Source organism: Brevundimonas lenta (genome assembly GCF_014196335.1).
GTDB classification, from domain to species: domain Bacteria; phylum Pseudomonadota; class Alphaproteobacteria; order Caulobacterales; family Caulobacteraceae; genus Brevundimonas; species Brevundimonas lenta.
Window position 1 is genome coordinate 790,202 of record NZ_JACIDM010000002.1, and the last position, 25,983, is coordinate 816,184.

Annotated in this window: 26 protein-coding genes and 1 tRNA gene; 13 read left to right on the forward strand and 14 right to left on the reverse strand. The window is 68.2% G+C overall.

The annotated features are described in order from the left end of the window. Positions 1-41 precede the first annotated feature (41 nt). Positions 42-1,208, reverse strand: coding sequence for a low temperature requirement protein A (locus GGR12_RS11500; protein ID WP_183204530.1), 1,167 nt, complete (start codon positions 1,206-1,208; stop codon positions 42-44). 42 nt (positions 1,209-1,250) lie between these two features. Between GGR12_RS11500 and GGR12_RS11505 the strand changes: the two genes are divergently transcribed. Together GGR12_RS11505 and parE are read left to right on the forward strand one after the other, a co-directional pair. Next, a complete protein-coding gene (locus GGR12_RS11505) occupies positions 1,251-2,606 on the forward strand; it encodes an O-antigen ligase family protein (protein WP_343053225.1) in 1,356 nt (451 codons plus the stop codon). Then, positions 2,569-4,683, forward strand: coding sequence for a DNA topoisomerase IV subunit B (gene parE / locus GGR12_RS11510; RefSeq protein ID WP_183204532.1), 2,115 nt, complete (start codon positions 2,569-2,571; stop codon positions 4,681-4,683). Before GGR12_RS11505 ends, parE begins: the two co-directional genes overlap by 38 nt. Here parE and GGR12_RS11515 read toward each other — a convergent pair whose 3' ends face one another. From GGR12_RS11515 to GGR12_RS11535, 5 genes are all read right to left on the reverse strand, one after another. After that, positions 4,684-6,087, reverse strand: a complete 1,404-nt coding sequence (locus GGR12_RS11515; RefSeq protein WP_221212318.1) for an MATE family efflux transporter — start codon at positions 6,085-6,087, stop codon at positions 4,684-4,686. A gap of 74 nt (positions 6,088-6,161) precedes the next feature. After that, complete coding sequence (locus GGR12_RS11520) at positions 6,162-6,674, reverse strand: SixA phosphatase family protein (protein ID WP_183204533.1); 513 nt, start codon at positions 6,672-6,674, stop codon at positions 6,162-6,164. 82 nt (positions 6,675-6,756) lie between these two features. Beyond that, positions 6,757-8,007, reverse strand: a complete 1,251-nt coding sequence (locus GGR12_RS11525; protein WP_183204534.1) for a glycosyltransferase — start codon at positions 8,005-8,007, stop codon at positions 6,757-6,759. Positions 8,008-8,140: 133 nt separating this feature from the next. Continuing rightward, positions 8,141-8,296, reverse strand: coding sequence for a type II toxin-antitoxin system antitoxin (locus GGR12_RS11530; protein WP_246328858.1), 156 nt, complete (start codon positions 8,294-8,296; stop codon positions 8,141-8,143). 43 nt (positions 8,297-8,339) lie between these two features. Continuing rightward, positions 8,340-9,221: an SPFH domain-containing protein gene (locus GGR12_RS11535; RefSeq protein ID WP_183204536.1), complete on the reverse strand. Its 882-nt coding sequence runs from the start codon at positions 9,219-9,221 to the stop codon at positions 8,340-8,342. A gap of 200 nt (positions 9,222-9,421) precedes the next feature. Between GGR12_RS11535 and GGR12_RS11540 the strand changes: the two genes are divergently transcribed. Further along, a complete protein-coding gene (locus GGR12_RS11540) occupies positions 9,422-12,607 on the forward strand; it encodes an autotransporter outer membrane beta-barrel domain-containing protein (RefSeq protein WP_183204537.1) in 3,186 nt (1,061 codons plus the stop codon). A gap of 19 nt (positions 12,608-12,626) precedes the next feature. Next, positions 12,627-12,703 (forward strand) — tRNA-Val (locus tag GGR12_RS11545). 63 nt (positions 12,704-12,766) lie between these two features. Here GGR12_RS11545 and GGR12_RS11550 read toward each other — a convergent pair. Then, on the reverse strand, positions 12,767-13,615 hold the full coding sequence (locus tag GGR12_RS11550; RefSeq protein WP_183204538.1) for a hypothetical protein: 849 nt from the start codon (positions 13,613-13,615) through the stop codon (positions 12,767-12,769). A gap of 292 nt (positions 13,616-13,907) precedes the next feature. Between GGR12_RS11550 and GGR12_RS11555 the strand changes: the two genes are divergently transcribed. Together GGR12_RS11555 and GGR12_RS11560 are read left to right on the forward strand one after the other, a co-directional pair. After that, positions 13,908-14,591, forward strand: coding sequence for a transposase (locus GGR12_RS11555; RefSeq protein WP_183204539.1), 684 nt, complete (start codon positions 13,908-13,910; stop codon positions 14,589-14,591). An 80-nt stretch (positions 14,592-14,671) separates the two neighbouring features. Then, entirely contained in the window at positions 14,672-14,944 is a 273-nt protein-coding gene (locus GGR12_RS11560) for a hypothetical protein (protein ID WP_183204540.1), read from the forward strand. Here the strand turns inward: GGR12_RS11560 and GGR12_RS11565 are convergent, their stop codons facing one another. Genes GGR12_RS11565 through queC form a run of 4 tightly spaced genes read right to left on the reverse strand, consistent with a single transcriptional unit; the run spans position 14,945 to position 17,407 of the window. Then, on the reverse strand, positions 14,945-15,751 hold the full coding sequence (locus GGR12_RS11565; RefSeq protein WP_183204541.1) for a LuxR C-terminal-related transcriptional regulator: 807 nt from the start codon (positions 15,749-15,751) through the stop codon (positions 14,945-14,947). Beyond that, positions 15,694-16,059 carry a 6-pyruvoyl trahydropterin synthase family protein gene (locus tag GGR12_RS11570; protein WP_183204542.1) on the reverse strand — a complete coding sequence of 122 codons (366 nt, stop codon included), beginning with the start codon at positions 16,057-16,059 and terminating at the stop codon, positions 15,694-15,696. The genes GGR12_RS11565 and GGR12_RS11570 overlap by 58 nt, the downstream gene beginning before the upstream one ends. Next, positions 16,056-16,691, reverse strand: coding sequence for a 7-carboxy-7-deazaguanine synthase (gene queE, locus GGR12_RS11575; protein ID WP_183204543.1), 636 nt, complete (start codon positions 16,689-16,691; stop codon positions 16,056-16,058). The genes GGR12_RS11570 and queE overlap by 4 nt, the downstream gene beginning before the upstream one ends. Beyond that, entirely contained in the window at positions 16,688-17,407 is a 720-nt protein-coding gene (gene queC / locus GGR12_RS11580; protein WP_183204544.1) for a 7-cyano-7-deazaguanine synthase QueC, read from the reverse strand. Before queC ends, queE begins: the two co-directional genes overlap by 4 nt. Before the next feature lie 190 nt (positions 17,408-17,597). Between queC and GGR12_RS11585 the strand changes: the two genes are divergently transcribed. Beyond that, entirely contained in the window at positions 17,598-19,226 is a 1,629-nt protein-coding gene (locus GGR12_RS11585) for a response regulator (protein WP_183204545.1), read from the forward strand. Here GGR12_RS11585 and GGR12_RS11590 read toward each other — a convergent pair. After that, positions 19,223-20,257: a ligase-associated DNA damage response exonuclease gene (locus GGR12_RS11590; RefSeq protein ID WP_183204910.1), complete on the reverse strand. Its 1,035-nt coding sequence runs from the start codon at positions 20,255-20,257 to the stop codon at positions 19,223-19,225. The genes GGR12_RS11585 and GGR12_RS11590 overlap by 4 nt on opposite strands. A gap of 82 nt (positions 20,258-20,339) precedes the next feature. On the opposite strand from GGR12_RS11590, the gene GGR12_RS11595 reads away from it, so the two are divergent. The 6 genes from GGR12_RS11595 (at position 20,340) to GGR12_RS11620 (ending at position 23,549) form a co-directional block, all read left to right on the forward strand. Continuing rightward, positions 20,340-20,816, forward strand: a complete 477-nt coding sequence (locus tag GGR12_RS11595; protein WP_183204546.1) for a PaaI family thioesterase — start codon at positions 20,340-20,342, stop codon at positions 20,814-20,816. Then, positions 20,813-21,211, forward strand: coding sequence for a PaaI family thioesterase (locus GGR12_RS11600; protein ID WP_183204547.1), 399 nt, complete (start codon positions 20,813-20,815; stop codon positions 21,209-21,211). The genes GGR12_RS11595 and GGR12_RS11600 overlap by 4 nt, the downstream gene beginning before the upstream one ends. Before the next feature lie 355 nt (positions 21,212-21,566). Next, positions 21,567-21,905 carry a hypothetical protein gene (locus tag GGR12_RS11605; RefSeq protein ID WP_183204548.1) on the forward strand — a complete coding sequence of 113 codons (339 nt, stop codon included), beginning with the start codon at positions 21,567-21,569 and terminating at the stop codon, positions 21,903-21,905. An 88-nt stretch (positions 21,906-21,993) separates the two neighbouring features. Then, positions 21,994-22,422, forward strand: a complete 429-nt coding sequence (locus tag GGR12_RS11610) for a hypothetical protein (protein WP_183204549.1) — start codon at positions 21,994-21,996, stop codon at positions 22,420-22,422. A 29-nt stretch (positions 22,423-22,451) separates the two neighbouring features. After that, positions 22,452-22,859: a hypothetical protein gene (locus tag GGR12_RS11615; RefSeq protein WP_183204550.1), complete on the forward strand. Its 408-nt coding sequence runs from the start codon at positions 22,452-22,454 to the stop codon at positions 22,857-22,859. 54 nt (positions 22,860-22,913) lie between these two features. Further along, positions 22,914-23,549 (forward strand): S24 family peptidase, encoded by a 636-nt coding sequence (locus GGR12_RS11620; RefSeq protein WP_183204551.1) that lies wholly within the window; start codon positions 22,914-22,916, stop codon positions 23,547-23,549. Positions 23,550-23,608: 59 nt separating this feature from the next. On the opposite strand, the gene GGR12_RS11625 is transcribed toward GGR12_RS11620, so the two are convergent. Continuing rightward, positions 23,609-24,100, reverse strand: a complete 492-nt coding sequence (locus tag GGR12_RS11625; protein ID WP_183204552.1) for an SH3 domain-containing protein — start codon at positions 24,098-24,100, stop codon at positions 23,609-23,611. A 207-nt stretch (positions 24,101-24,307) separates the two neighbouring features. Further along, positions 24,308-25,978, reverse strand: coding sequence for a lysine--tRNA ligase (locus tag GGR12_RS11630; protein ID WP_183204553.1), 1,671 nt, complete (start codon positions 25,976-25,978; stop codon positions 24,308-24,310). Between the last annotated feature and the right edge of the window lie 5 nt (positions 25,979-25,983).

Sequence of the window (25,983 nt, forward strand, 5' to 3'; positions counted from 1 at the left end):
CCGCGAGACGGCCCGTCGGATGCAGGACGCGACTGTCTTTCTCAGCCCCCGGGCGTGACGTACCGGGGATGGCCGATCGTCTCCCAGGTCGCCACGAAGATCAGCACCGCCGTCGCGGCGGCGGCCAGTTGCAGCGGCGTGAGCAGCATGGACACCACCGCCAGGGCGGCCAGCAGGCCGATGCCGGTCAGGCGCGACGGCGACCAGTTGCCGAAGCTGGCGTATTTGAACGCCTGGGCGCCCATCAGGAACAGCATGGGGCCGCCGACGATGACCGCGGCCGTGCCGAAGCTGGTGTGGCCGGTCGGATGGCTGAGCGACAGCTCGTCGCCCACCGCCGTCACGACGATGCCCGCCACCGCCAGAATGGGAGCGTAGGTGTAGGCGGAACGGGCGACGCGGCCGGCGTCCGTGGACCTGGAGATGACCTCCGACGCCGCGTCGTGAGCCTTGTTGAAATAGATCCACCACATGGCGAGCGTGCCGAGGAAGGCCGCGGCGAAGGCGGCGACCACGTCCGGCGTCCACTCCAGGCCGGCGAAGGTGGCGCCGGTGACCAGCACGGACTCGCCCAGGCAGATGATGATGAAGAGGCCGACGCGCTCGGCCAGATGCTCGCCCTCGATCTTCCAGTCCTGGGTATGCGACCGGCCCAGCCCCGGGACCCAGAAATAGCAGGCCGGAGCGACGAACTCGCCGAACACGGCGATCAGCCACAGGATCATGCGCATGTCGCCGGTCATCAGGCCGCCGGAGATCCACAGCGCCGCGCCGACGCTGGCCCAGATGACGATGCGCTGGAAATTGCGCCGCATGACCGGCTCGGCCCGCACGGCCCACAGGGTGAACAGGCCGCGCCCGACCTGGATGAAGGCGAAGGCGCAGGCGAACACCAGGCCCTTGTCGCCGAACGCATCGGGCAGCGAGGTCGACATGACCAGACCGCCCCCCATCAGGACGAACAACAGCAGCCGCACCGGCGTCCGCTCGGGGTTCAGCCAGTTGGTGATCCAGCTGGTGTCGATCCAGGCCCACCACAGGGCGCCCAGAAGCAGGGCGGCCTGCAGCGCGCCCAGCCACGTCAGATTGGCCAGCAAGGTGTGCGAGATCTGGGTGATGGCGAAAACGAAGACCAGATCGAAGAACAGCTCGACGAAGCCGACGCGGGCATGCCCGTCGCTGCGGTTGCGGAGCAGGTCGCCCTTCATCGTCCCAACCCTTCGTTAAGCCTGAGCGCCGACCCTGCATGGGTGCGCGAGTCACGTCCAGTCGAGGCCCTGACGGACCCGGCTCCCACCTGGTGGGAGGCGGCGATCTGCGCCGTCATCATCGCCATGCTGACCGGCGCCCTGATCGGACCCGTATTCGCCCCCACCCAGGAAGAGACGCCGGTGCTGCGCCTGGTCTGGTTGCCGGCCTATGCGGCCATCGCCGGGCTGATCGCCTTCCGCATCGACCGGATGTGGCGGGCGTGGCCCGCGGCGATCGCCCTGGTGCTGCTGCTGGGGCTGACCTTCGCCTCGCGCTACTGGTCGATCGATTTCGAGACCACCAGCCGCCGTGTCATCGCCCTGGCCATCAGCGGCATGTTCGCCCTGTACCTCGGCGCCGCCTTCCGCGGTCCGTACCTGCCGCGCCTGCTGATGCATACGGCGCTGGCCATGGCCGTCGGCAGCATCGTGATGGTCTTCGCCTTCCCCGAGATCGGCGTGCACCAGTTCGAGAACGCCGGCCTGTGGCGCGGGCTCTGGTACGAGAAGAACCAGATGGGCGCGGTGATGGTGATCGGCGCGACGGCCGCAGCCGCCTGCCTCGCCTCCCCCGATCCGCGCCGGCTGACGCCCGCCATCGCCCTGGCCCTGTCCAGCGGCCTGGTTCTGGCGACGCAGTCAAAGACCTCGCTGCTCTGCCTGATGATCGGTCTCGGCATGGTCGGCGGCTTCTGGGCCCTGCGCCGTGGCGGAGCCGCCTTCACCGTCGTGGCGATCTGGGCCGCCGTCGTCGTCGCGGGCGCGGGCATCTGGATCTGGGAATCCCACTCGGTCGCCGTGCTGGAGGCTCTGGGCAAGGACCCGTCGCTGACCGGCCGGACCGACATCTGGGAAGCCCTGATGCGTCGCGTCGCCGAGCGTCCGTGGACCGGCTACGGCTACGGCGCCTTCTGGGGCCGCGAGGGCGAGTCCGTCCCCGCCGACTGGGTGCGCAAGGAAACCGGCTGGACCGTGCCCTCGGCGCACAACGGCTGGATCGACCTGCTGGTGCAACTGGGTTGGCCCGGCGCGATCCTGACCGGCGTGCTGATGGCCACGACCTTCCTCGTCACCCTGTTCCGCAGCGGCGGCGCGGGCGTGCGCGAAGGCTGGTGGGCGCTGGGCTTCCTGGCCGCCTTCTTCGTGCTCAGCCTGTCGGAATCGATCCTGCTGACCCACCAGAGCCTGCCGTGGGTGCTGTTCCTGGCCGTGATGACCCGCGCTTTCCTGCCGTCGTCCACAGCAGAGGCGGTCCCGCTTGCCCCGAGGTCCCGCGGAGCCTACCAGACCGGTCCCCGAATCGCCGCACAGTATCCGAATGGGCCAGTCCGCCGACCTCCTTTCGCTGTTCGATGACGAGCCGACGCTGCCGCGTCCGGCCGAACCCGCTCCCGTGCCTGCCGTGGAGCCCGCGTTGACGCCCCAGGCGGCCGCGCCGAAGCCCGAACCCGCGCCGACGCCGAAGCCGGCCGATGTCCCCTCCTCCGCCCCGCTGGCGGCCGCGACGGGCTATTCCGCCTCGTCGATCGAGGTGCTGGAAGGCCTGGAGCCTGTCCGGAAGCGTCCGGGCATGTACATCGGCGGCACCGACGAGCGGGCGCTGCACCACCTGTTCGCCGAAGTGCTGGACAACGCGATGGACGAGGCCGTGGCCCGCCATGCGAAGGTGATCAAGGTCGATCTGGACGCCGACGGCTATCTGTCGGTGTTCGACGACGGCCGCGGCATCCCCGTCGATCCGCACCCCAAACACCCGGGCAAGTCGGCGCTGGAAGTCGTCATGACCGTGCTGCACTCGGGCGGCAAATTCTCGGGCAAGGCCTATGAGACGTCGGGCGGCCTGCACGGCGTCGGCGTTTCGGTCGTCAACGCCCTGTCGGACCACCTCGACGTCACCGTCTGGCGCGACGGCTTCGAATGGCGCCAGTCCTTCTCCAAGGGCCATGTGCTGGGACCGATCCAGCAGGTCGGACCTTCGAAGAAGAAGGGCACCCTGATCCGCTTCCACCCGGACGAAGAGATCTTCGGCGTCGGCGCGGCCTTCAAGCCCGCCCGCCTGTTCCGGATGGCCCGCTCCAAGGCCTATCTGTTCCGCGGCGTCGAGATCAAATGGACCTGCGCGCCCGAGCGGATCACCGACGCGACGCCGGAAACCGCCCTGCTGCACTTCCCCGGCGGTCTGGCCGACGCCCTGTCCGAACGCATCGGCCAGATCGAGACCGTCACCCCGGCTTTCGCCGGCCGGGTCGAACGCAAGGGCGAGGCCGGCGCGGTCGAATGGGCCGTGACCTGGTCCCCGATCGGCTTCGGCGAGGCCGACGGCTTCGTCTCCTCGTACTGCAACACCGTCTCGACGCCCGACGGCGGCACCCATGAAGCCGGCTTCCGGGCCGCCCTGGTCAAGGGCCTCAAGGCCTACGGCGAGCTGACCAACGAGAAACGCGCCGGCCTGATCACGGCCGAAGACGTCATCGCCAACGCCGGCGCCCTGATCTCGGTCTTCATCCGCAACCCCGAGTTCCAGGGGCAGACGAAGGACCGCCTGTCGTCGCCGGAAGGCTCGCGCCTGGTCGAACAGCTGCTGCGCGACCCGCTGGACCACTGGCTGACCGAAAGCCCCAAACAGGCCAACCAGCTGCTCGGCTTCGTCATCGAGCGCGCCGAGGACCGGCTGAAGCGCCGCAAGGACAAGGAAGTCCAGCGCGCCGCCGCGACCCGCAAGCTGCGCCTGCCCGGCAAGCTGTCGGACTGCTCGCGCCAGTCGGCCGAGGGCACCGAGCTCTTCATCGTCGAGGGCGACTCGGCCGGCGGCTCGGCCAAACAGGCGCGCGACCGGACGACCCAGGCCATCCTGCCCCTTCGCGGCAAGATTCTGAACGTGGCCTCGGCCACCGTCGACAAGCTGCGCCAGAACGTCGAACTGTCCGACCTGGCGCTGGCGCTGGGCGTTCAGCCCGGCAACAGGTTCAACATCGAGGACCTGCGCTACGAGCGCATCGTCATCATGACCGACGCCGACGTGGACGGGGCACATATCGCCGCGCTGCTGATCACCTTCTTCTACCGCGTCATGCCGGAGACGATCCGTCAGGGCCGGGTCTTCATGGCCCTGCCCCCGCTGTACCGCATCCAGGCGGGCGCCCTGTCCGAGTACGCCCGCGACGACGCCCACCGCGACGAGCTGCTGGCGACCGTCTTCAAGGGCAAGAAGACCGAGATCGGCCGGTTCAAGGGTCTCGGCGAGATGATGGCCTCCCAGCTGAAGGAGACCACCATGGATCCGAAGAAGCGGACGCTGGCCAAGATCGAACTGCCGTCCGACGAGGCCGAGATCGAAGATCTGGTCGAGCGTCTGATGGGCAAGAAGGCCGAGGCCCGCTACCAGTTCATCCAGGACAACGCCCGCTTCGCGGTCGCCGATCTGGACGTCTGATCAGGCCTGACCGGCGGCCGAAGCGGTCGCCGGCGGGACCAGGCCGGCCAGCTTCACCTTCAGCTGACGCCGGAGGAAGAACAGCGCCACGACGCACTGCAGCAGGCCGGCGCTGGCCGACAGCCACCAGAAATGCTCCAGCCGCGTCCACGGCTGGGCCGAAAGCCACAGGGCGCCGCCGGCGAACACCACCAGCCTGAGCACGCTGCCGACCAGGGCGGGCCGGGTGTCGCCCAGCGCCTGGAACGTGCCCGAGGCGATGAAGATCAGGCCGGTGGCGACGAAGTTCAGCGAGACGATGCGCAGATAGGTCGAGGCGACCTCGGCCACCGCCGGGTCGGGCGTGAACGGCGCCACCAGCCAGCGGGCCTCCCACTGGCAGACCAGGGTCAGGACCAGCATCAGGCCCGTGCTGATGACGGCGGCGTCGCGCACCGTGCGCCGCACGCGGTCCGGCAGGCCGGCGCCGAAATTCTGACCCGCGACCGGGGCCACGGCGAAGGACACGGCCATGGCCGGCAGGAAGACCGACTGCATGACGCGCGAGCCGACGCCGAACCCGGCCTGGGCCTCGGCTCCGAAATTGCGGATCACCGCGTAGACGACGCCCATGGTGCAGAACATCAGCAGGAACTCGGCCGCCGAGGGCAGGCCGATGCCGACGATGCGCGACAGCACCGCCCGATCCGGCTTCGCCAGCCGCAGCGGACCGGTCATCAGGGTCTGGACCCGTCCAAACAGCCACACCGCGCCGATGAAGCCCGCGAGCGCCGCCACCGAACTGGCCAGGCCGGCCCCGAACGCGCCCAGCGGTACGCCCGAGCCCCACCCTGCAATCAACACCGGGGCAAGGATGGCGTTCAGGACGACGGTCCCGGTCTGGATCAGCATCGTCGGGCGAACCACGCCCGCCGCCCGCAAGGCCGAGCCCATGGCCCCCGTGGGGAACATCAGGGCCAGCGCAGGCAGGAAGCCGTACAGGTAGGCGGTCCCCTGTCGCGCCGTCTCCGGATCCGCGGCAAGCGACGCGATGGCCATGCCGCCGAAGCCGTAGCCCCCGGCGAGGGTCAGCGCGGAGAGACCCAGCGACATGATCATCGACTGGCGGTAGACGCCGTCGACCTGCTGGAAATCCTTCGCCCCGATGCCACGCGCGATCAGCGACAGCGAGCCGACGGCGACCATCTGCGCCGCCGCCATGACGAGGAAGAAGACCACACCCGCGAGCCCCACGCCGGCAATGGCGTCCGGGCCGATCCCGGCCACGAAATACAGGTCGATCAGGAAATAGAGGGTCTGGAACAGCAGGCCGAGGCCGATGAAGGCGGCCATGCCAAGCAGGCGCCGGCTGATCGAGCCCTGGGTGAGGTCGTGCTGCATCGTCATCGCGTCCACGCCGCGCATGGCCTGCCCATGCGGAACGGCGTCGATTTACCCGGACAAAATATGTCCGTCAATATTACCCGGCATTTATTGCGTCAGCAGACCGTCGCCTCGCCGTAGCGGCTGACGTCGCCGGTGACGATCTCACCGTTGATCGTGACGACGGTCATCCGGTCGTACTCGCATTCGGGCATGTCGGCCGCTGCGCCGAAGCCGAGGGCGCGGACGATCAGCGGCACGGTGTTGCTGTGGCCGACGATCAGCACGGTCGTATCGTCCGGCAGGGCCGCGACCCGGGCGGCGATCACGTCGGCCTGCCCCTGGGCGCCGCCGTCGAACGGCACGGCCTCGGGCGTCAGCGAATGATACTCGGCCGTCGGCGCGGCGGTCAGCTGCGTGCGCTGCAGCGGGGTGACGAGGATCAGCGAGGGATGCGTGTCCGCCATGACGGCGGCCAACGCGCCTGCCCGCGCCTCGCCCGCGGGCGACAGCACCGGATCGGCGCTGGCGTCGGCCTTCTCGGCGTGACGGACGATGTAGACGGTCTGGGCCATGGCCGAGCCGGCGGTCAGCAACGAGAGCGCGGCGGCGAGCAGAAGGCGTTTCATCGGCGAGTCCCTGTTTCCACAAGGGCTACGTCCGCGGCGTGCGCCGGGCAAGTGTCCTGTGTTCAGGGACACCGCACGGCGGTCAGTTCAGCGCTTCTTCCATGTCCGCCCGCGCGAACGCGGTCTGTCCGCTCACGTCGGCGTAGGTCATGCACAGGTCCTCGAACACGCGGTTCCAGGCGAAGCGTTCGACCGCCTTCTGGCGGGCCGCGGCGCCGAGGGCCTCGATATCGCGCGCGAACAGCGCCTCGATGGCCTCGGCGTAGGCGTCGGGATCGGCGGAGGCGGCCAGTTGGCCGACGCTGTTGTCGACCGTCTCCTTCACCCCGCCGGCGTTGACGCCGACCACGGGACGGCCGCAGGCCATCGCCTCCAGCACGATCAGGCCGAACGGCTCCTTGTCGTTGGCGTGCACGAAGGCGTCGCAGGAAGCGATGATCCTGGCCACGACCTTGGGGTTGGCCTCATACGGCAGGGAGATGACCCGCTCTTCGGCCGGCAGACCCTGCCCGGCGCCGACCAGCACCAGGTGATAGGGGTCGCCCAGCTTCTGGACGGCCTCGATCAGCACATCGATGTTCTTCTCGCGCGCCGGACGGCCGGCGAAGCACAGCACCCGCGCAGACGAAGGCAGGCCCAGCTTCTTCAGCAGCCAGTCGCGGTCGCGCCGATCCGGGCGGAAGGTGTCGATCTCGACGCCCAGCGGCTGGATGACGATGTCCTTGATGCCCGCTTCTTCGAGACGACGAGCGATGTAGCGGCTGGGCGAAACGACGCGATCGAACTGGCCGAACAGGCGGGCCCAGCGCTTCTCGACCGGCTTCTTGGCCCATTCGCCGAAATGCAGGGCGGCGAGGCCCGCAGGATCCGAGTGGCAGAAGCCAACGACCGGGCAGCCTGCGCGCTGGCCGGCCTCGAGAGCCCCCTGCCCCGGCGTGTACGGATCGCCCGCCTCGATGATCGACGGATTCAGCGACGCGACCCAGGCGCCCCAGCGGCGCACCGAAGTCGGCCAACGGTAGCCGTCGCCGAACGGCAGTTTGGTGGCGTGCAGCTGGACGATGCCGTCCGGGCCGGCCTTGTGGTGCTGGCCCGGCACCACCAGCGAATGGGCGATGCCCGGGCGGTTGGCTTCGAGCCACGCCTTCTTGGAGAGGAGGTAGCGCTTCACCCCGCCCGAACGCGGCGCGTACAGCATGGTGGTGTCGACCAGCCGGGGACGTTCGTCCTCGCCGGCGGCCTTGGTGGCTTTCAGGGTGTCGGAAACTTCCTCGTCCCAGCCCGGGATCAGGCGCAGTTCGCCCTCCTGGACCTCAAGCCCGGCCAAACTCATCAGTTCCTGCTCCGCTGCGCTGACATTGGCAGCACCAACGCGCCGGACCCGCTTCTGGATGCGGCGGGCCTTGCGGACGCGGGACATATGCGACTTGACCATCAGCGGGCCGTAGCGCCGCTGGCGGTCAAGCTCAAGCGTCGTCCGTCGCCGGACCGTCTTCGGTAGTTGAAAGACCGCGGCGCGTGAGGGCTTCGCGCAGCAAGACCTCGACCTGGGCGTTGACCGAACGCAGCTCGGCGGCGGCCAATTTCTCGACCGCCGCCATCACGCCCGGAGACGCCCGCATCAGGAAAGGCTTCCTGGCCTTGGCTTTCGGGCCCTGGGCCATATCAGCCGTACAGGGTGCCGGTATTGACGACGGGCTGGGCCTCCCGGTCGGCGCACAACACCACCAGCAGGTTGGACACCATCATCGCCTTGCGGTCCTCGTCCAGCTCGACCACGCCGCGCTCGCCGAGGTCGGTCAGGGCGTTCTCGACCATGCCGACGGCGCCGCGCACGATCAGGCGTCGGGCGGAGAGCACCGCCTCGGCCTGCTGACGCTTCAGCATCGCGCCGGCGATCTCCGGGGCGTAGGCCAGGTGCGCCAGGCGCGCTTCATCGATCGAGACGCCCGCACGGGAGACCCGGCCGACCAGTTCGTCGCGCAGGCGGGTGGCGACGTCCTCGGCGTCGGCGCGCAGGGTCAGCTCGTGCTCCTCGCCGTGATCGTAGGCGTAGTGCGAGGCCAGGTCGCGCAGACCGGTGTCGACCTGGATGTTCACGAACGCCTGGTAGTCGTCGACGTCGAACAGGGCCTGGGCCGAATCCTCGACGCGCCAGACGACGTTGGCCGCGATCTCGATCGGATTGCCGCGTTTGTCGTTCACCTTCAGCTTGTCGCTGGTGAGGTTGCGGACCCGCAGGCTGATCTTCTTGCGGCTGTACCAGGGCAGGACCCAGCGCAGGCCGGTCTTTCGATCGGTGCCGCGGTAGTCGCCGAACAGCAGAATCGCCATGCCCTCGTTAGGCTGCAGCGAGTACAGGCCGCAGAGCAGCAGCAGGCCGACGATGGCCGCGAAGATCCCCGTCAGCAGCATGGGGATGTTGTCGGGATCCTGGGCCACGAGGACCGGACCGCCGATGATGAGCGCCAGCCCGACCAGCAACATGAGAATGCCGTTGGCCGTCGAGGCCGGGCGTTCGGTGGATTTTGAATGGGTGGTCGTCATGGCCCTCTCCCTGAAAGTCGATATGAAAATGATATCACTTTGATCGCTATTCTGGCAATAGCCCCGCTTCGTTCCGGCACACCCCAGGCACGTTCGGCCTTGCATTCGCCTCAAATTCGAGAAACTTGAGGCAGGCTGGCATGGTCCCTGTTAGAGGATCGCCGGCGTCTCTGCGCGCAGACCACAGGGGTTTCTTCCGAATGCGTATTTTGCTCGCGACCGCGGTGGCGATCGCTCCCCTGCTGGCGGCTTCCGGCGCTATGGCCGAGGTGGTCATCTCGACCACCCGCACGACGCCGATCACGACGTCCAACGCGACGGGCAGCGGCGCGGACAGCATCCGCCTGGCCACCAACGGCGCGATCAACGTTTCCAGCGGCGCCGCGGTCACGGTCGACAGCAGCCACAACTTCACCATGGACGGCGGCACGGTCACCATGGCCAGCGCGGCGGACGGTTCGACCGCCGTCCTCGTCAACCCGGGCGTCACCACCACGCTGAACATCGGCAGCGCCATCGTCGTCAGCGACACGATCGGCGACTACACGGACACGGACAACGACGGTGACGTCGACGGCGACTGGGCCACCGGCTCGGGCCGCTACGGCGTCCGCTACGCGCCCGGCGGAACCGTCACGGGCGACCTGCTGATCGGTCAGGGCGGCTCGATCACCGTGGACGGCAACGCCTCGTACGGCATCTCGCTCGAATCCAACCTGACCGGCAGGCTGCTGAACCGCGGCAATATCCGGGTGTTCGGCGACGACACCGTGGGCATCCGCACGACGGGCGCCATCAGCGGCGACTTCATGAACGTCGGTGGCGTTCTGGCGCGCGGCGAGGACGCCACGGCCATCTCGGTCGGTGGCGACGTCGCCGGCCGGCTGAGTCTGCAAGGTGACATCAACGTCACCGGCTATCGCTACACGACCCGCGGCAGCCAGGCGTTCATCGACAAGCTGGACCCGAACGACCTGCTCCAGGCCGGCCCGGCCGTGATCGTCGCCGCCGACGTTGGCGGCGGCATCGTCATCGATCGTCCGCCGGCCGACGCTGTCGCGACCAATCCGGATGAGGACAACGACGGGGTGCCGGACGCCGCCGAAAACATCGGCGCGGTCACCATCTTCGGCGAGGCCCCGGCCATCCAGATCGGTTCGGAAAGCCGCGGCATCACGATCGGCGTGGTGGGCACGGGCGACAACGCCTTCGGCTTCATCAACCGTGGCGCGATCAACGGCAACGGCGTCTATGACGGCATTGACGCGAACGGCGTGGTCGTCGGCAACACCGGCCAGACGGTGCAGCTGAACGGTGGCTTCCGCAACGAAAGCACGATCACCACCCTTTCGGCCGAGGGCCAGTCCACCGCCGTCCGCCTGGGCGACGGGGCAAGCACCCCGCTGATCTCCAACACCGGCACTATTACGGCCGGCGTCACGGGCGACGTCGCCACGGCGACGGCCACTGCCATCCGCATCGACGACGACGCGGTCGTTCCCGCACTGAACAACAACGGCAGCATCGTCGCCGTCGCCTCGGGCGGTGTCTCCAGCGTGACCGCCGTCCTCGACCTCAGCGGCACGTTGACGTCGATCACCAACACCAAGTCGATCCAGGCCAGCGTCACGCCGAACCTGAGCACGGGCGCCCTCACCGGCACCGCCACGGCCATCGACGTTCGCAACAACACGTCCGGCGTGACGGTCCTGCAGAACGGCATCACCGGTACGCCGTCCGCAACCAATCCCGACAGCGACGGCGACGGCGTCCCCAACGACAACGAACCTGTCATGGTCGGCAACGTGCTGCTGGGCTCGGGCGCGGACCTGTTCGACATCCGCAACGGCACCGTGACCGGCGACATCTCGTTCGGCGGCGGCGCGGACACTCTCTCGATCTCGGGCGGCGCGGTCGTCACGGGCGCGCTGAGCGACAGCGGCGGCGATCTGGCGATCAACATCGCCAACGGCACGCTCGACGCCCGCCAGACGGCGGCGATGAACGTCACCAGCATGAACATCGGCGGCGACGGCACCCTGATCGTCAGCGTCGATCCCGAGACGACCACCAACACCGGCTTCATCGTTTCGGGCACGGCGACGCTCGCCGACGGCGCCAGCCTGGGCATGCGCTTCAACTCGCTGCTGCAGGATCCGACCGAACGCTTCACCCTGATCGACGCGGGAACGCTGAACCTCGGCAACGTCGACCTGAGCTCGGTCGCCGAGAATTCGCCCTTCCTGTACGTGGTCCAGGCCGGGGCCGACGTGCCGAACGGCCTGGTCTACGCCGACGTCCGTCGCCGCACGGCCGAAGAGGCGGGGATGATCCCGGTCGAGGCGTCGATGTACGACTCCTTCTACACGGCCCTGGGCATCGACGGCGCCGAGAACATCCGCGACGCCTTCCTGGCCCAGACCGGCCGCGACGACTTCATCAACCTGTACGAACAGCTCCTGCCCGACCACTCGGGCGGTCCGCTGGTCTCGCTGGCGTCGGGCGTGGACGCCGTGACGCGCGCCCTGACCGGCCGCAACGCCGCCGCCGCGCCGGGTGAAACCAGCGCGTGGGTGCAGGAGATCAATTTCTACGCCGACAAGGAACGCACCGACACCTACGGCTTCCGCTCGGAAGGCTTCGGCGTCGCGGGCGGCGTCGAGCGCGGTACGGGCCTCGGCGCCCTCGGCTTCTCGGTGGCCTTCACCTCGTCCGACCTCGAGGATCCCGAGGCCGAGGCCGAGGAAGTCCTGTCGGCCAGCCTGCTGGAGCTGGGCCTCTACTGGCGCGCCCAGGGCCAGTACTGGACCACCTGGGCCCGCGCGGCCGCGGGCTACGCCTCCTTCGAGTCCGAGCGTCGCCTGGTCGGCGCCGGCCTGAACCTGACCACCACGTCCGACTGGAACGGCCTGACCTTGGCCGCCGCGGCCGGCGCGTCCTACGAGCGCGAGTTCGGTCGCTTCAGCGTCCGTCCGGAAATCTACGCCGAGTACTTCTCGCTCAGCGAGGACGGCCACTCGGAAGAAGGCGGCGGCGACGGCTTCGATCTCGAGATCGACGACCGCGACGGCCACCTGTTCTCGGCCACCGCTGCGATCAACGTCAGCATGGCCATGGGTGAAACCAGCTGGCTGCGTCCGGAACTGCGGCTCGGCTGGCGTCAGAACCTCTCGGTCGATCCGGGCGAGACCATCGCCCGCTTCCGCAACTCGACCGGCCCGGACTTCATCCTCAGCCCGGATACCATCGAAGGCGGCGGTCCGATCGTCGGCTTCCGTCTGAACGTCGGCAACGAGCTGGGCATGCTGTCGGTCAGCGCCGATGCCGAGATGCTCGACAACTACGTGCGCTACATGCTGTTCCTGCGGGCTAGCTTCCGGTTCTGATCGACCGGGGCGCACCAAGGGGCGGCTAGCTCAGCTGGTCAGAGCACCTCGTTTACACCGAGGGGGTCGGGGGTTCGAACCCCTCGCCGCCCACCACGCGACACAGAAAAGGGCGCTCCGTCGGATGACGGAGCGCCCTCTTCATTACGGGACTACGCTTCAGTGCCGCGCGGCGTCGCCCGCGTCATCCCCCGCCTCGGCATCCGAGGCGCCCAGCCGACGTCGCGCCGCCCGCATCTGGCGCTCGCGAATGCGGCGGTCGAGATCGTCGTGCAGATCGACTTGATCCTCATGCGAACGGGCGAACGACTTCTCTTCCGCGGCCACGACCGGCGACGGTCCGATCGCTGGGCGATCGTCTGCAGCCTTGGCGTACAAGAGCGCGGCCGGAGCGGCATGAACCGCCGGCGCCACGTCCGGCGCCACGCCGGGATGCGACCTTGCCCAGCGGGTGGACAGGTAGTGCTCCACGACGGTGAAGCCGATCAGGCACACGGCCAGCAGGACGGCATAGGCAGCCAGGAACACGTGGATCGGAGCGGCGAAATTCAGCTCACGAACCGTGCCGAGGAAAAAGGGCGTCCACCAGCTGGCGGCGGAGACCGCGCCACAGACGCGCATCCATATCCGGTCGCTGCGCGCGCCGGAGCGGCAGAACAGCGGGCGGCCGACGGCGCGTTCGACCTGCGGCAGAACCTTGAAGTGCAGGAAGGCGCCGTTGATCGTCAGAATGCCGACGACAAGCAGCTTGGCCTGCACCTTCGGACTGGTGAGCAGTTGCGGATTGTTGAACCAGGCCATGACCAGGAAGCCGATCCCGGAGATCCACAGGAACAGCAGGCCGAGGCCCGCGAGCTTGGCGACGAGGTCGACAAGGTGAGCATCGGATTTGGTGACGGTGTCGCCGCGCAGGAATTTCAGCAAATAGATATCAAGCGTGGTGACGCTTCCGAGCCCTACGACAAGCCCGATCAAATGGAGAAGAACAAGATAAGTCTTCGGGTCCAATAGAGGCACTCCCGTTTTAGATGGGAGGCGGTTTTGTCTCGATATTTGACCGGATTATGACTGGTATAGAATTATCCTATTTCGGTGACAGTATAGGTTTCTACTTAGTCCAAGTGGATTGGTGGTTGATTTTAATGGCGTATCACTAACGGCTTAGGAGGATCGGTGCGGATTACGAGAGCGTGATACCGGGATATTGGTGGGCTCCGGCCCGGTTCCGCTCGTCTCCGCGACTCACGCGAACCGACGCGCCGACACACCGCAAGGTTGGGGCAAGCGCGGGGAGGATCGCATGTGCAGATTGGCAAGGGTGGTTGCGCCAGGCCTTCCCCACCACGTCTCCCAATGGGGCAATCGTCGCGAGCAGGTCTTCTTCGGCGACGACGACTATCAGGCCTATCTCGACCTGGTGGACGCCGCCGCGCGCCGCGCCGGCACCGCCATCTGGGCGTTCTGCCTGCTCCCCAACCACGTCCACTTCGTCATGACCCCTACCCATGCGGACGGTCTGCGGGCGACCTTCGCCGAGGCGCACCGGCGCTACACCGCCCGGATCAACACCCGCCTCCGACAGACGGGCCACCTGTGGCAGGGCCGTTTCAGCTCGGCGGTCCTCGATGAGAAGCATCTGCTGACAGCGGTCCGGCACCTGTCCCTCAATCCCGTGCGCTGCCGATTGGTGGAGACGGCGGCGGAATGGCGCTGGTCCAGCGTCGCCGCCCATCTGACCGCCCGCGAAGACGACGTCGTCGACGTCACCCCCATCCTCGACCGGGTCGGCAATTTCGCGGGCTTCCTCGCCGAGCCCGAGGATGCACAGGCCGTTTCCGCCCTGCGCCGCTCCTACTCGACCGGCCGACCGGTCGGCGCGGCCGACTGGATCGCCCAGCTTGAGGAGATGACCTCCCGCTCGCTGGCGCCCCGCAAGCGCGGTCGCAAGCCGAGAGCGCAGGCTGAGGCCGGTCTGGCCGCCTGATCGCGCCCTGCTTTCACCACAGCGGCGTCAGACTGCATTCACCATTGGCGGTTAACCCTGCTCCGGTCGGGAGCAACGCCATGTCGAACACGTTCAGAAAAGCCGCCGCCCTGTCGGCGGTCCTCGCCGGAGCCCTGATGCTTCAGGGCTGCATCGTCGGCGCCGTGGTCGGCACGACCGGCGCCGTGATCGGCGGAACGGCCAAGGTCACGGGCGCCGTGCTGGGCGCGGGCGTCGACGCGGTGACGACCTCGGACGAAGAGACCAAACTCAAGCGCGAGCGCGAACAGCGCGAGTACGAACGCGAACAGCGCCGCTGCGAACAGCGTCGCGAGCGCGGCCAGAGCTGCTGATCAACCAACGTCCCTGAGCGCGACCAGGGCTTCGACCCGGTTTCGGACGCCCAAGGCCCTGTAGGCCGCATGGGTGTGAATCTTGACCGTGCCCTCGGCGATTTCGAGGTCCCGGGCGATCTGCTTGCAGGACTTCCCCGCGATGACCCCGGCGATGACGTCGCGCTGCCGGGGACTGAGGCTGTCGAACTTCGAGCGTCCCTCCCCGTCAGCCTTCCGCCGCGTCGGCGGGCCGCTGATCACTTCAGGCACATAGGTCTGCCCCGAAAGGACGCGAGTGAAGGCCGCCGCCAGTTCCTCCGAGGTCGCCTCCATCGAGACGCAGCCGTGGGCGCCCGCGGACAGCGCGCTGAGGGCCATGTCGCGATCCAGCAGAGAGCAGATCACCAGCGTCCGTAGCGAGGGCCACTCCAGGCGAATGCCCCGAAGGCCCGCGTCGCCGCCGAGGCCCGGAAGGTCCCTGGCGATGATCAGCGCCGAAACATCGGCCTTGTTGCGCAGACAATCGACTACAACGCCCATGGCGTCGGCGCACGCCACAACTTCAAGGCCGAGATCGTCGACGGCGATCGCACGCAGCCCGTTCCGGCACATCGGATGCCCGTGCGCGATCAGAACGCCCTGCGTTGTATTCCCGGCCATGTTAACGCCCAGCTTGTTTCCCGTAATGAAACATGCGGAGAACGCTGGTGTTCCAATGTCCGGAAACGGACATTTCGCCGCCAGGCGACGGTAACCGGGATCAATTTCTACAGGCTGAGGACGCAGCGCTCGTGGATGGTCGGCCGCGCCACGGCGATCCGGCACAGGCCCGGCCACTCCGGCTTCAGGCGATTGGCGAACCACAGGCACAGGTGTTCGAGGGTCGGCAGCTCCAACCCCGGCTTGTCGTTCAGCAGGCCGTGATCCAGCTCCTCCGCCGCCGCCTTCAGCGCGCGGTCCAGGGCGCCCAGGTCCGCCACCCAGCCATGACCGTCCAGGGCCTCGCCGCGCACGGTCGCCTCGACCGAGAACGAATGGCCGTGCATGCGCCGGTACGGGCTGCCGTCGGGCTCGTTGGGGAAGTGGTGGGCCGCGTCGAAGGTGGCCGCCTTGGTGATCTCGAAAACGCTCATCTCACGCCGATGTATTTGTGGGTCTGGACGCTGAGCCGCCATTGCGGGTGCGTCAGGCAGTAGTCGATGGCCGCGGCCGTATTGGCCTCGCGGTCAGGGCCGTCCATGGGCTGCAGCCAGAAGCGCTCGAACTCGAGCCCCTCGAACCGGTCGGGCATGGCCTTCGCCTGGGGGAAGACCAGTTTCAGTTCCTGGCCGCGGGTCTGGACGACCGGCGCGTCCGCCTTGGGACTGACGCACACCCAGTCGACGCCGTCGGGGGCTTCAAGCGTGCCATTGCTCTCGATGGCGATCTCGAAGCCGCGCGCGTGCAGGGCGTCGATCAGGGGCGCGTCCAGCTGCAGCAGCGGCTCGCCGCCCGTGCAGACGACCAGCTTCGGGTCCCCCGCCCTGCCCCGCCACATGGCCGCGACATGATCAGCCAGGGCGTCGGCCGTCGTGAACTTCCCGCCGCCGTCGCCGTCCACGCCGACGAAGTCCGTGTCGCAGAAGGTGCAGACCGACGTGGCGCGATCCCGCTCCAGCCCGTTCCACAGATTGCAGCCGGCGAAACGCAGGAAGACGGCCGGACGCCCGGCCTGCCCGCCCTCGCCCTGCACGGTCAGGAAGACTTCCTTGGCTGAGTAGGTCACGGGCGCGCCACCCACTCGCCGTAGCCGTTGGCCCGCAGCTCGCACGCCGGGCATTTGCCGCAGCCGTAGCCCCAGCCGAAGCGCGTGGCCCGGTCGCCGAGGTAGCAGGTGTGGCTGTCCTCAACGATCAGATCGACCAGCGCCTTGCCGCCGATCCGCTCGGCCAACGCCCAGGTCTCGGCCTTGGTCAGGGCCATCAGCGGCGTCTCGATGATCACCGGCTTGTCGAGGCCCAGGCTCAACGCCCGCGCCATCGCCTCGATCGTGTCGCGGCGGCAGTCGGGGTAGCCGGAATAGTCGGTCTCGCACATGCCGCCGACCAGCACCTCCAGCCCACGACGATCCGCCAGGGCGGCGGCGCAGGTCAGGAACACCAGGTTCCGGCCCGGCACGAAGGTCGTGGGCAGGCCGCGTTCGTCCATTTCGATCGCGCGCTCGGCGGTCAGGGCGCTTTCGGCGATTTTGCCATAGCCCGTCAGATCGACGACGTGGTCAGGGCCCAGCCGGTCGGCGAACTGCGGCAGGGCGCGCTTCATGCCCTCGCGCACGTCCAGGCGCGCCTGCATCTCGACCGAATGACGCTGGCCGTAGTCGAAGCCGACGGTCTCGACGCGCACAAACCGCTCCAGCGCCCAGGCCAGGCACGTGGCGCTGTCCTGCCCACCGGAGAACAGGACGAGAGCGGAGGTTGGGGTCGGTTGGGAGATTGCGCTCATGACAAACCTGCGGTCGGCCGTCTGGCCGCGCGCATGGACAAAAAGATGGGCCGTATGGATACGGGCGGGCCTTCTACACCACCGCGGCCAGCGGGGCAAAACCGGCGGGAAAATGACGGTTACCGTCCTTAACCCTTCCGCAAATGGTTATCGCCATTGTCCACCGGTCGCAGTGGAGTGCCGGCCGGACATGCCGACGATCGAAGTTCTTACCGAACGCGCCGAGGCGATCCCGCCCCAGACGCCGGGAAGCGATGTCTTCGCTCGTTTTGAAAGCGAGCCGGACACGCTGGTCATTCCCGTGGTCGACGGCGATCGTCCTGTCGGCCTGATCGAACGCAACGCCTTCCTGCTCAAGATCGCCGGCGCTTTCGGCCACGCCCTCTACGCCAAACGCCCCGTCATCCACGTGATGGATCCCGAGCCCGCCGTGGTCGAGGCGGGCGTCAGCATCGACACCTTCTGCGACAGCCTGCTGAAGGGCGGCCCCGGCGCGCTGATGCGCGGCTTCATCGTCACCCGCGGCGGAAAGTATCACGGCGTCGGCACCGCCGTTTCGCTGCTGCAGGCCGTCAACGACCGGCAGCGCCAGCAGAACGCCGAGCTGGAGGAACAGGCGCGCGTCCTGACCGACACCCGGACCCAGGCCCTCGCCTCCGCCCGCGCCAAGAGCCAGTTCCTCGCCATCATGAGCCACGAGTTGCGCACGCCGATGAACGGCGTGCTGGCCGTCGCCGAACTTCTGCGCCGCCAGCCGCTGAACAAGCAGGCCCACGCGCATGTCTCGACCATCGTCGAGTCCTCCGAGACCCTGCTGCGCATCCTCCAGGACGCGCTGGACCTGTCGCGCGCCGAAGCCGGCGAGCTGGAGTTGAACGCCGAAGTCACGCCGCTGCGGGCCCTGATGGACGACATCGAGGCCATGTGGGCGCCCCGCGCCTCGCAGGACAACGTCACCCTGATGGTCAGCTATGAGGGCGACACCGAGATGGCGGCCGTCATCGACGGCGCCCGCATGAAGCAGGTGTTCAACAACCTGATCGGCAACGCCCTGAAGTTCGCCCGCAACGGCGTGGTCGAGGCCGGCCTGAAGGCCACGGCCGACGGCGATACCATCCGCCTGGAAGCCCGCGTCCGCGACGACGGCCCCGGCATCGACGCCGACCGGGTCGACGTCATCTTCGAACCCTTCGTCCACGGCTCGGGCCCCGACGGCGCGGGCCTGGGCCTGTCGATCTGCCAGCAGGTCATCGAACGGATGAACGGCCGCATCTGGGCCGAGAACAATCCGGGCTGCGGCGCGACCTTCGCCTTCGACATCGAGGTCGAGCGCGCCGAGGCGCCCGCCGCCCAGTCCTCGAACGTCGAGAACCTGGCCGATCTGGACCTGCACAACAGCCCGCACGTCCTGATCGTCGACGACAACGCGACCAACCGCGTCGTCGCCCAGGCCCTGTGCGAGATGTTCGGCTGCACCTCGGAGACCGCCGAAGACGGCGTCGAGGCCGTCGAATGCGTCCAGGAGCGCCGCTTCGATCTGGTCCTGATGGACATCAAGATGCCTCGCATGGACGGCGTCCAGGCGACCCAGGCAATCCGCGCCCTGCCCGGCGAGCAGCGCCACATCCCGATCGTCGCCCTGACGGCCAACGCCGATCCGGAAGACGCGCGCAAATACCTGTCGATCGGCATGGCCGCGGTGGTTGAGAAGCCGATCAAGCCCGAGCGCCTGCGCATGGCCATGAACGCCGCGCTGGAACAGGCCGCAGCCCGCGAAGCGGCGGAAGTCACCGGTGGGCGGAGCCGCTCGGTCGCCTAGCTGACCGTTTCCTCGCTGTCCGCCTCGTCGTCTTCCTCGTCATAGCCGACCAGCCTCAGCGCCCGGGCCTTCTGGCCGTTCAGCTCGCACCAGCGCAGCAGACCTTCCTCACGTCCGTGGGTGATCCACACCTCCTCCGGCTTCAGCTCCGCGAAGGTCGCCGTCAGTTCGGGCCAGTCCGCATGGTCCGACAGCACCAGCGGCAGCTCCACGCCCCTCTGCCGCGCCCGCGCCTTGACCAGCATCCAGCCCGAGGCGAAGGCCAGCACCGGATCGGCGAACCGCCGCGACCATCGATCCTGGGTCGCGGATGGCGGAGCGATCACCACCTCGCCGCCCAATGAATTGTTCTTCAGCCCGGTCGCCGGCTCCAGCGGGCCCAGGGCGACGCCCTCGCGTTCGTACAGGCGGTTCAACCGCTCCAGCGCGCCGTGCACGTAGATCGGCCGCTCCCAGCCCGCCTCGCGTAGCAAACGGATGACCCGCTGCGCCTTGCCCAGCGCATAGGCACCGACCAGATGGGCGCGCTCCGGAAACTGCCTGAGCGACTGCACCAGCCGGGCGATCTCGCCTCCATCCGGTGGATGCACGAAGACCGGCAGGCCGAAGGTCGCCTCGGAGATGAAGACGTTGCACGGAACGGGTTCGAAGGCCGCGCAGGTTGGATCACGCCGGCGCTTGTAGTCGCCTGACACCACCATGGTGACGCCCTTCCAGCGGATCACGGCCTGGGCCGAGCCCAGCACATGCCCGGCGGGCGCCAGCGACACCTCCACGCCGTTGTGGGAGGCCGTCTCGCCGTACTTCAGGCCCTGCCGCTGCCCGGTGAAGTCCTCCCCGTAGCGCTCCGCCATGATCGCCAGGGTCTGGTGCGTGGCCAGAACCGCGCCGTGTCCGGCCCGCGCGTGGTCCGAATGGCCATGGGTGATCACCGCCCGGTCCACCGGGCGCACGGGATCCACGTAGAAGTCGCCCGGCGGGCAATACAGCCCTGCCGGCGTCGGCCTCAGCAGGTCCTCGAAGCGGATCATCTGGCGGTTAGCCTCCCGGTCGCTGTCCAGAACGCACGAGCCGGTCTTGCGCTCAACCGGCGACGGGGTGGATAGCTGGATCATGTCCGCTTCGCCCCTGATCTCCCTGCTGCCGACCCTGGCGACCGGCGCCGCCCATACGCACGCGCTCGGCTTCGCCTACGAAAGCCTGGTCGGCGACCGGGTGCGCATCCGTGTGCCGTGGCGCGAGGACCTGGTCGGGGACCCGGACACCGGCGTGCTCGCCGGCGGTCTGGTGACCACCCTGCTGGATCACGTCGGCGGGCTGGCGGTCTGGGTCGCGCTGGACCGGTTCGAATCCATCGCCACCCTCGATCTACGCGTCGACTACATGCGCGCCGCCCGCCCCCGGGCCGACCTGATCGCCGAGGCGCGCTGCTTCCGCCTGACCCATTCAGTCGCCTTCGTGCGGGCCTGGGCGTTCGAGGACCATCCGGACGATCCGGTAGCCGCCGCCCAGAGCGCCTACATGCTGAACTCCAGCAGCGGCCGCGGCGTCGGCGCCAACCTGGCCCCGCGTCGGGAGGCCGGAGAATGAGCGACGTCCTGGCCGACCTGCCCTACGCCCGCTTCCTCGGGCTCACGACCGAACAGGACGGCGACGCCCTGACGGTCACCATGCCATTCGCCGACAAGCTGATCGGCAACCCGATGCTGCCGGCCCTGCACGGGGGCTCGACCGCCGCCATGCTCGAACTGACCGCGGTCGCCCAGGTGGCCCTGCTGTACCCGCGACTGAAACTGCCCCGGCCGATCAATGTGACGGTGGCCTATCTGCGCTCGGGCCGGCCGGTCGACGTTCACGCCCGCGCCCGCATCAGCAAGGCCGGCCGCCGCGTCGCCCACGTCCAGGCCGAAGCGTGGCAGGAGGACGAGGCGCAGCCGATCGCCACCCTCAGCGCACACTTCCTGGTGGCGCAACTCGACCTCTAGAAACGCGACGCTCCCCGCCTGACGGCCAGACGTTCGGCCTGCTTGGCGACTTCCGCGACTGACACGCCATGGGCGAAGCTTGGCCACAGCGCTGGATGCTGCGCGGGCGGCGATCCACCACGCACGCCTGAACGACACCGCAAAGCTCGTTGACCGGCGCCTCGTCAGAGGCCTCCCGGCTCCATTCCCGGCACAACCCCAGAGACGCAAATCGCTTCCCCGGCGGCTCGCTGAACTGCGCCGAATTCCGGAAACATGGTTAAAAAAGCCTTGTCGAACAGGGAAAACAAATTCCTACCAAGCTCTACCGATCCGTGTTAAGGGCTCATTCATCCTGTTTAGTCCGGAGGGGATAATGAATAAGGCCGAAGTCATCGCCAGCGTTGCCGGCGATCTGAATGCGACCGAGCAATCGGTTGATGCCGCCATCGCCCACGCGGCGACCCTGGTGCAGGCCATGATCGGCGCCCGCACCCAGCTGAGCCTTTCGCCGGTGTCCGGCGCTGAGGCGCAGGCCAAGGCTATGGAAGCCATCGCCGCTCTCAGCACGGCCCGTCAGGCGATCGTCGCCTGCCACGCCGAACTGGCCAAGGATCACCGTCGCCTCGGCTACGGCACCTACGCCGGCGGCATCCTCGACAAGCCGGAAGAGCCGCCGCGCGAAACGCGTCCGGTCTATCAACTCCGGGCTTAATTCGATGTAATGTCGGCGACCGGTCATTCCGGTTTCCGCAGTTTCGATGCAAAGTCGCCCCCGTGCCGAATGGCGTGGGGGCGATTCTGTGTTTGACACGGCGTATTCGATGATTGGCGCGGCCGTCACCCTGCTGGTGGTGGCGTTCGCCTTCATCAAGGGCGAGGAACCCGAACGCATAGGCGCGGGCGCCTTCGTCTTCGTCTTCATCGCCTCGCTGCTGATCCAGGACGAAAGCAATCCATCGAACCCGCAATGGGGTCTGATGGCGGTCGATACGCTCCTGTTGGTCGTGTACGCAGGCTTGGCTTGGAAAAGCGGTCGCTCCTGGCCCCTGTGGGCCGCCGCCTGTCAGGCGCTGATCGTCATGACCCACGTCCTCGTGTTGCTGGATCTCAGCCCAACCGCCATAGCCTTCTATGTGGTCACCAACCTGGCCGGCTACGGCATCCTGGTGGCCATCGCCATCGGGACCTTCTGGGCGTGGCAGGACCGGCGCGCCGCCGGACTCGAGTAGCCGATGGCCGCGACGCCCGGCCTGACCGCATGATCGACAGCACCCTGTCGCCGGCCGGTTTCGCCGCGACGGCGCTGGTGGCCATCCTGGCCTTTCTGAAGGGCGACGAGCCCGAACGCATCGGCGCGGGCGCCTGCCTGCTCGCGCTGTTCACCACCCTCCTCCTCCGCGGCGGCCCCCCGGCCCAGCTCGTCATGGACCTCATCCTTCTGGCCATCTTCGCCGGACTGGCATGGAAGAGCCGGCGGACGTGGCTGCTCTGGGCCTGCGGGCTCCAGGCGGTGATCGTCATGGGTCGCACCTTCACGGTCCTAGGCCCGCAGCCGCCCCAGGACGCGCTCAACCTGGCCGTCTGGGGCGTGGTTCTGACGCTGGTCGTCGCGACCGTCCTGGCGTGGCGTGACCGGCGCGCGGCGGGCCCCGGCCGGAGCGATTGACGTCGCCGCCCGATAGGCGAATATTCCTACAAACCGATTCGCCGGGCCGCCCCCATGCCCCTGTCCCATGCCCAGATCTGGAAGGCCATCGACCGCCTGGCGCGGCGCGAAGGCCTGAGCGCGTCGGCCCTGGCGCGGCGCGCGGGGCTGGACGCGACCAGCTTCAACCCCTCCAAGCGGTTCGGCCCCGGCGAACCGCCCCGCCCCCGCTGGCCGTCCACGGAAAGCCTGACGCGCATCCTTGAGGCCACGGGCCTGTCGCTGGGCGATTTCGCGGCGCTGGCCCAGGATGCGCCTGACCGGCCGGCGACCCTGCCGATGCTCGGCATGGCCCAGGCGGGTCAGGACGGCTTCTTCGACGACGCGGGCCTGCCCACCGGCGACGGCTGGGAGCCGACCGAGCTGCCGCGCTCGGGCGACAGCCTGTTCAGCCTGAAGATCGCCGGCGACTCCATGGCTCCGCTGTACCGCGAGGGCGACCGCGTGATTATCGACCAGGCCGCCACCGAGGTGCGCAAGGGCGACCGAGTCGTGGTCCGCACCATGGACGGCCAGACCGTGGCCAAGGAAATCGCCGCCCTGAGCGCGCGTTCGGTCACCCTCGCCTCTATCAACCCGGCCTATGAGCCGCGCACGATCGCCCGCGCCGACATCGTCTGGATGGCGCGGATCCTTTGGGTCAGCCAGTAGGCCGCCCAACAAAAAAGGCCGCCCCGGAGGGCGGCCTTTCATTGTGACTGCGCTGATCCCTAGCGCGAGACGTAGTGGGCGTTGACCCAACCGCCGCCGGCGATCTGGACCCATTCGCCCTGCGAGCCGGTGGCCGTGAACGGCTGGCCGGCCGACAGACGGCCCACGGTGCGGTAGTTCGTGCCCGGGCCCGAACGAATGTTCAGGTTGGACGAGGCGCGATACTGGTCGCCGCTGCCGTAGTTGTAGTTCGACTGGTACTGACGGGCGCGCTGCTGGTTACAGCCGACGTACGAACCGGCGGCCGCACCGGCGGCGCCGCCTGCGACCGCGCCGAGGGCGCGTTCGTTGTCCGAAATCTGGCTGCCTGCGAGGGCGCCGATCACGCCGCCGATCAGGGCGCCGGCGCGCTGACGTCCGCCGGGGGCGTCACAGTTGGTGATGCCGTTGGCGCGCGACTGGGCCATGGCCATGGTGGGAAGGGCCGCAGGGGCGAGCGTGCCCAGCACAGCGGCGGCGGCGATAGCGACGGTGAGTTTCTTATTCGACATGGCTCATCTCCTGTCATCGAGTTGGTCGATGGCAGGCACAATGCGCCAGCGAAGCTGAAGGCTCCCGGTGGGTCGCCGTTATATTCGGTTCATCTTCGTTAGGGCGCTATCGCTCGCCGCGCGGCGGCTCGCTGCTTGAGCGCGAGCTCGCGAAGCGCCAGGCCGCGTCGGGTCGGGAGGTCCCGCAGGGCCGATGGTCCGCGGCCCCTAGGAAGCCAGCTTGCCGCTCGCCCCGTCCTCGATCAGCTGAATCGTTTGCGGCAGGCCGTAGATGGCCGCGAACGAGCCGAACCGCGGCCCCTGCGACGCGCCCAGCAGCACTTCGTACAGCGCCCCGAACCAGCCGCGCAGCGGTTCGAAGGCGTGTTCCTTGCCCACCGCATAGACCTCGCCCTGGATCAGTTCGCCGTCGGTCGTGTCGGCCGGCAGGGCTTTCAGGCGCGCCGCCAGATCCAGCAGCGCCGCCTTTTCCTTGTCGTCCGGCAGACGGTAGGACTTCGTCGGCTTCACGAAGTCGACGTAATAGTTCAGCGCCCGGTCCATTAGCTGGTCCAGCAGCGGCTCGTTCTCCGGCGTCGCGTCCGGCAGATATTTGGCGAAGTAGGCCCACAGCTGCGCCTTGTCCGACGCATTGGCCACGCCCACCAGGTTCAGCAGCAGGGCGAACGACACGGGCGAGGTGTGCTCCGGCGGCGCGCCGGCATGGATCGCCCACACGGCGTTGTCGATCCGCTTGGCCGGCTCCTGCGTCTTGTAGGCCTCGATGAAGGCCAGATAGTCGTCGATCGCGCGCGGAATGACGTTGAAGTGCAGCGACTTGGCCGACTTCGGCGACTGGAACATGTACCAGCTCAGCGACTCCGGCGTGCCGTAGCGCAGCCACTCCTCCATCGTCAGGCCGTTGCCCTTCGACTTCGAAATCTTCTTGCCCTCGATGTCGAGGAAGAGCTCGAAATTGAAGCCCTCCGGCGGAGTGCCGCCCAGCGCTCGACAGATCTTGCCGCTCTCGCGCACGCTCTCGATCAGGTCCTTGCCCGACATTTCGTAGTCGACGTCCAGCGCCGTCCAGCGCATGGCCCAGTCGGGCTTCCACTGCAGCTTCACATGACCGCCGGTGACCGGAACCTCGGTGCGTCCGCCGGCCGGATCGTCAAAGACGATCGTGCCCTTCTCGACGTTCCGCTCCAGCGTCGGCACCTGCAGCACCTGGCCGGTGATCGGGCTGATCGGCAGGAAGGGCGAATAGGTGGCGCGGCGCTCCTCGCCCAGCGTCGGCAGCATGATGGCCTGGATGGCGTCGAACCGTTCCAGCAGGCGCAGCAGCACCTCGTCGAAGCGGCCGGCCTTGTACTGCTCGGTCGACGATAGGAATTCGTATTCGAAGCCGAAGCTGTCGAGGAAGGCCCGCAGGCGGGCGTTGTTGTGCGCGCCGAAGCTGTCGTGCGTGCCGAACGGGTCGCGCACCACCGTCAGGGGCTTGTGCAGGTCCTCGCGCAGCATCTCCGGGTTGGGAATGCCCTCCGGCACCTTGCGCAGGCCGTCCATGTCGTCGCTGAAGGCGATCAACCGCGTCTGCCAGTGGTCGCCGGTCAGGGCGCGGAAGGCGTTGCGCACCATGGTCGTGCGCGCCACCTCGCCGAAGGTGCCCATGTGCGGCAGGCCCGACGGGCCGTAGCCGGTCTCCAGCACCACGGGCCGCTGCAGCGCCTCGAAGGTCGCCAGCGCCTCATCGGTCTTGCCGGCGTCGATCAGCAGTTTCGCCGCATTCCGCTCGGCGTCGGACAGCCGCTTCTTCAGCACATGGGCCAGAAGGTTGCGGGCCTGTTCAAACGGCCACGACTTGGCGTCGCGCGCGAGGGTGTCGATGTTCTGCAGCATGCGAG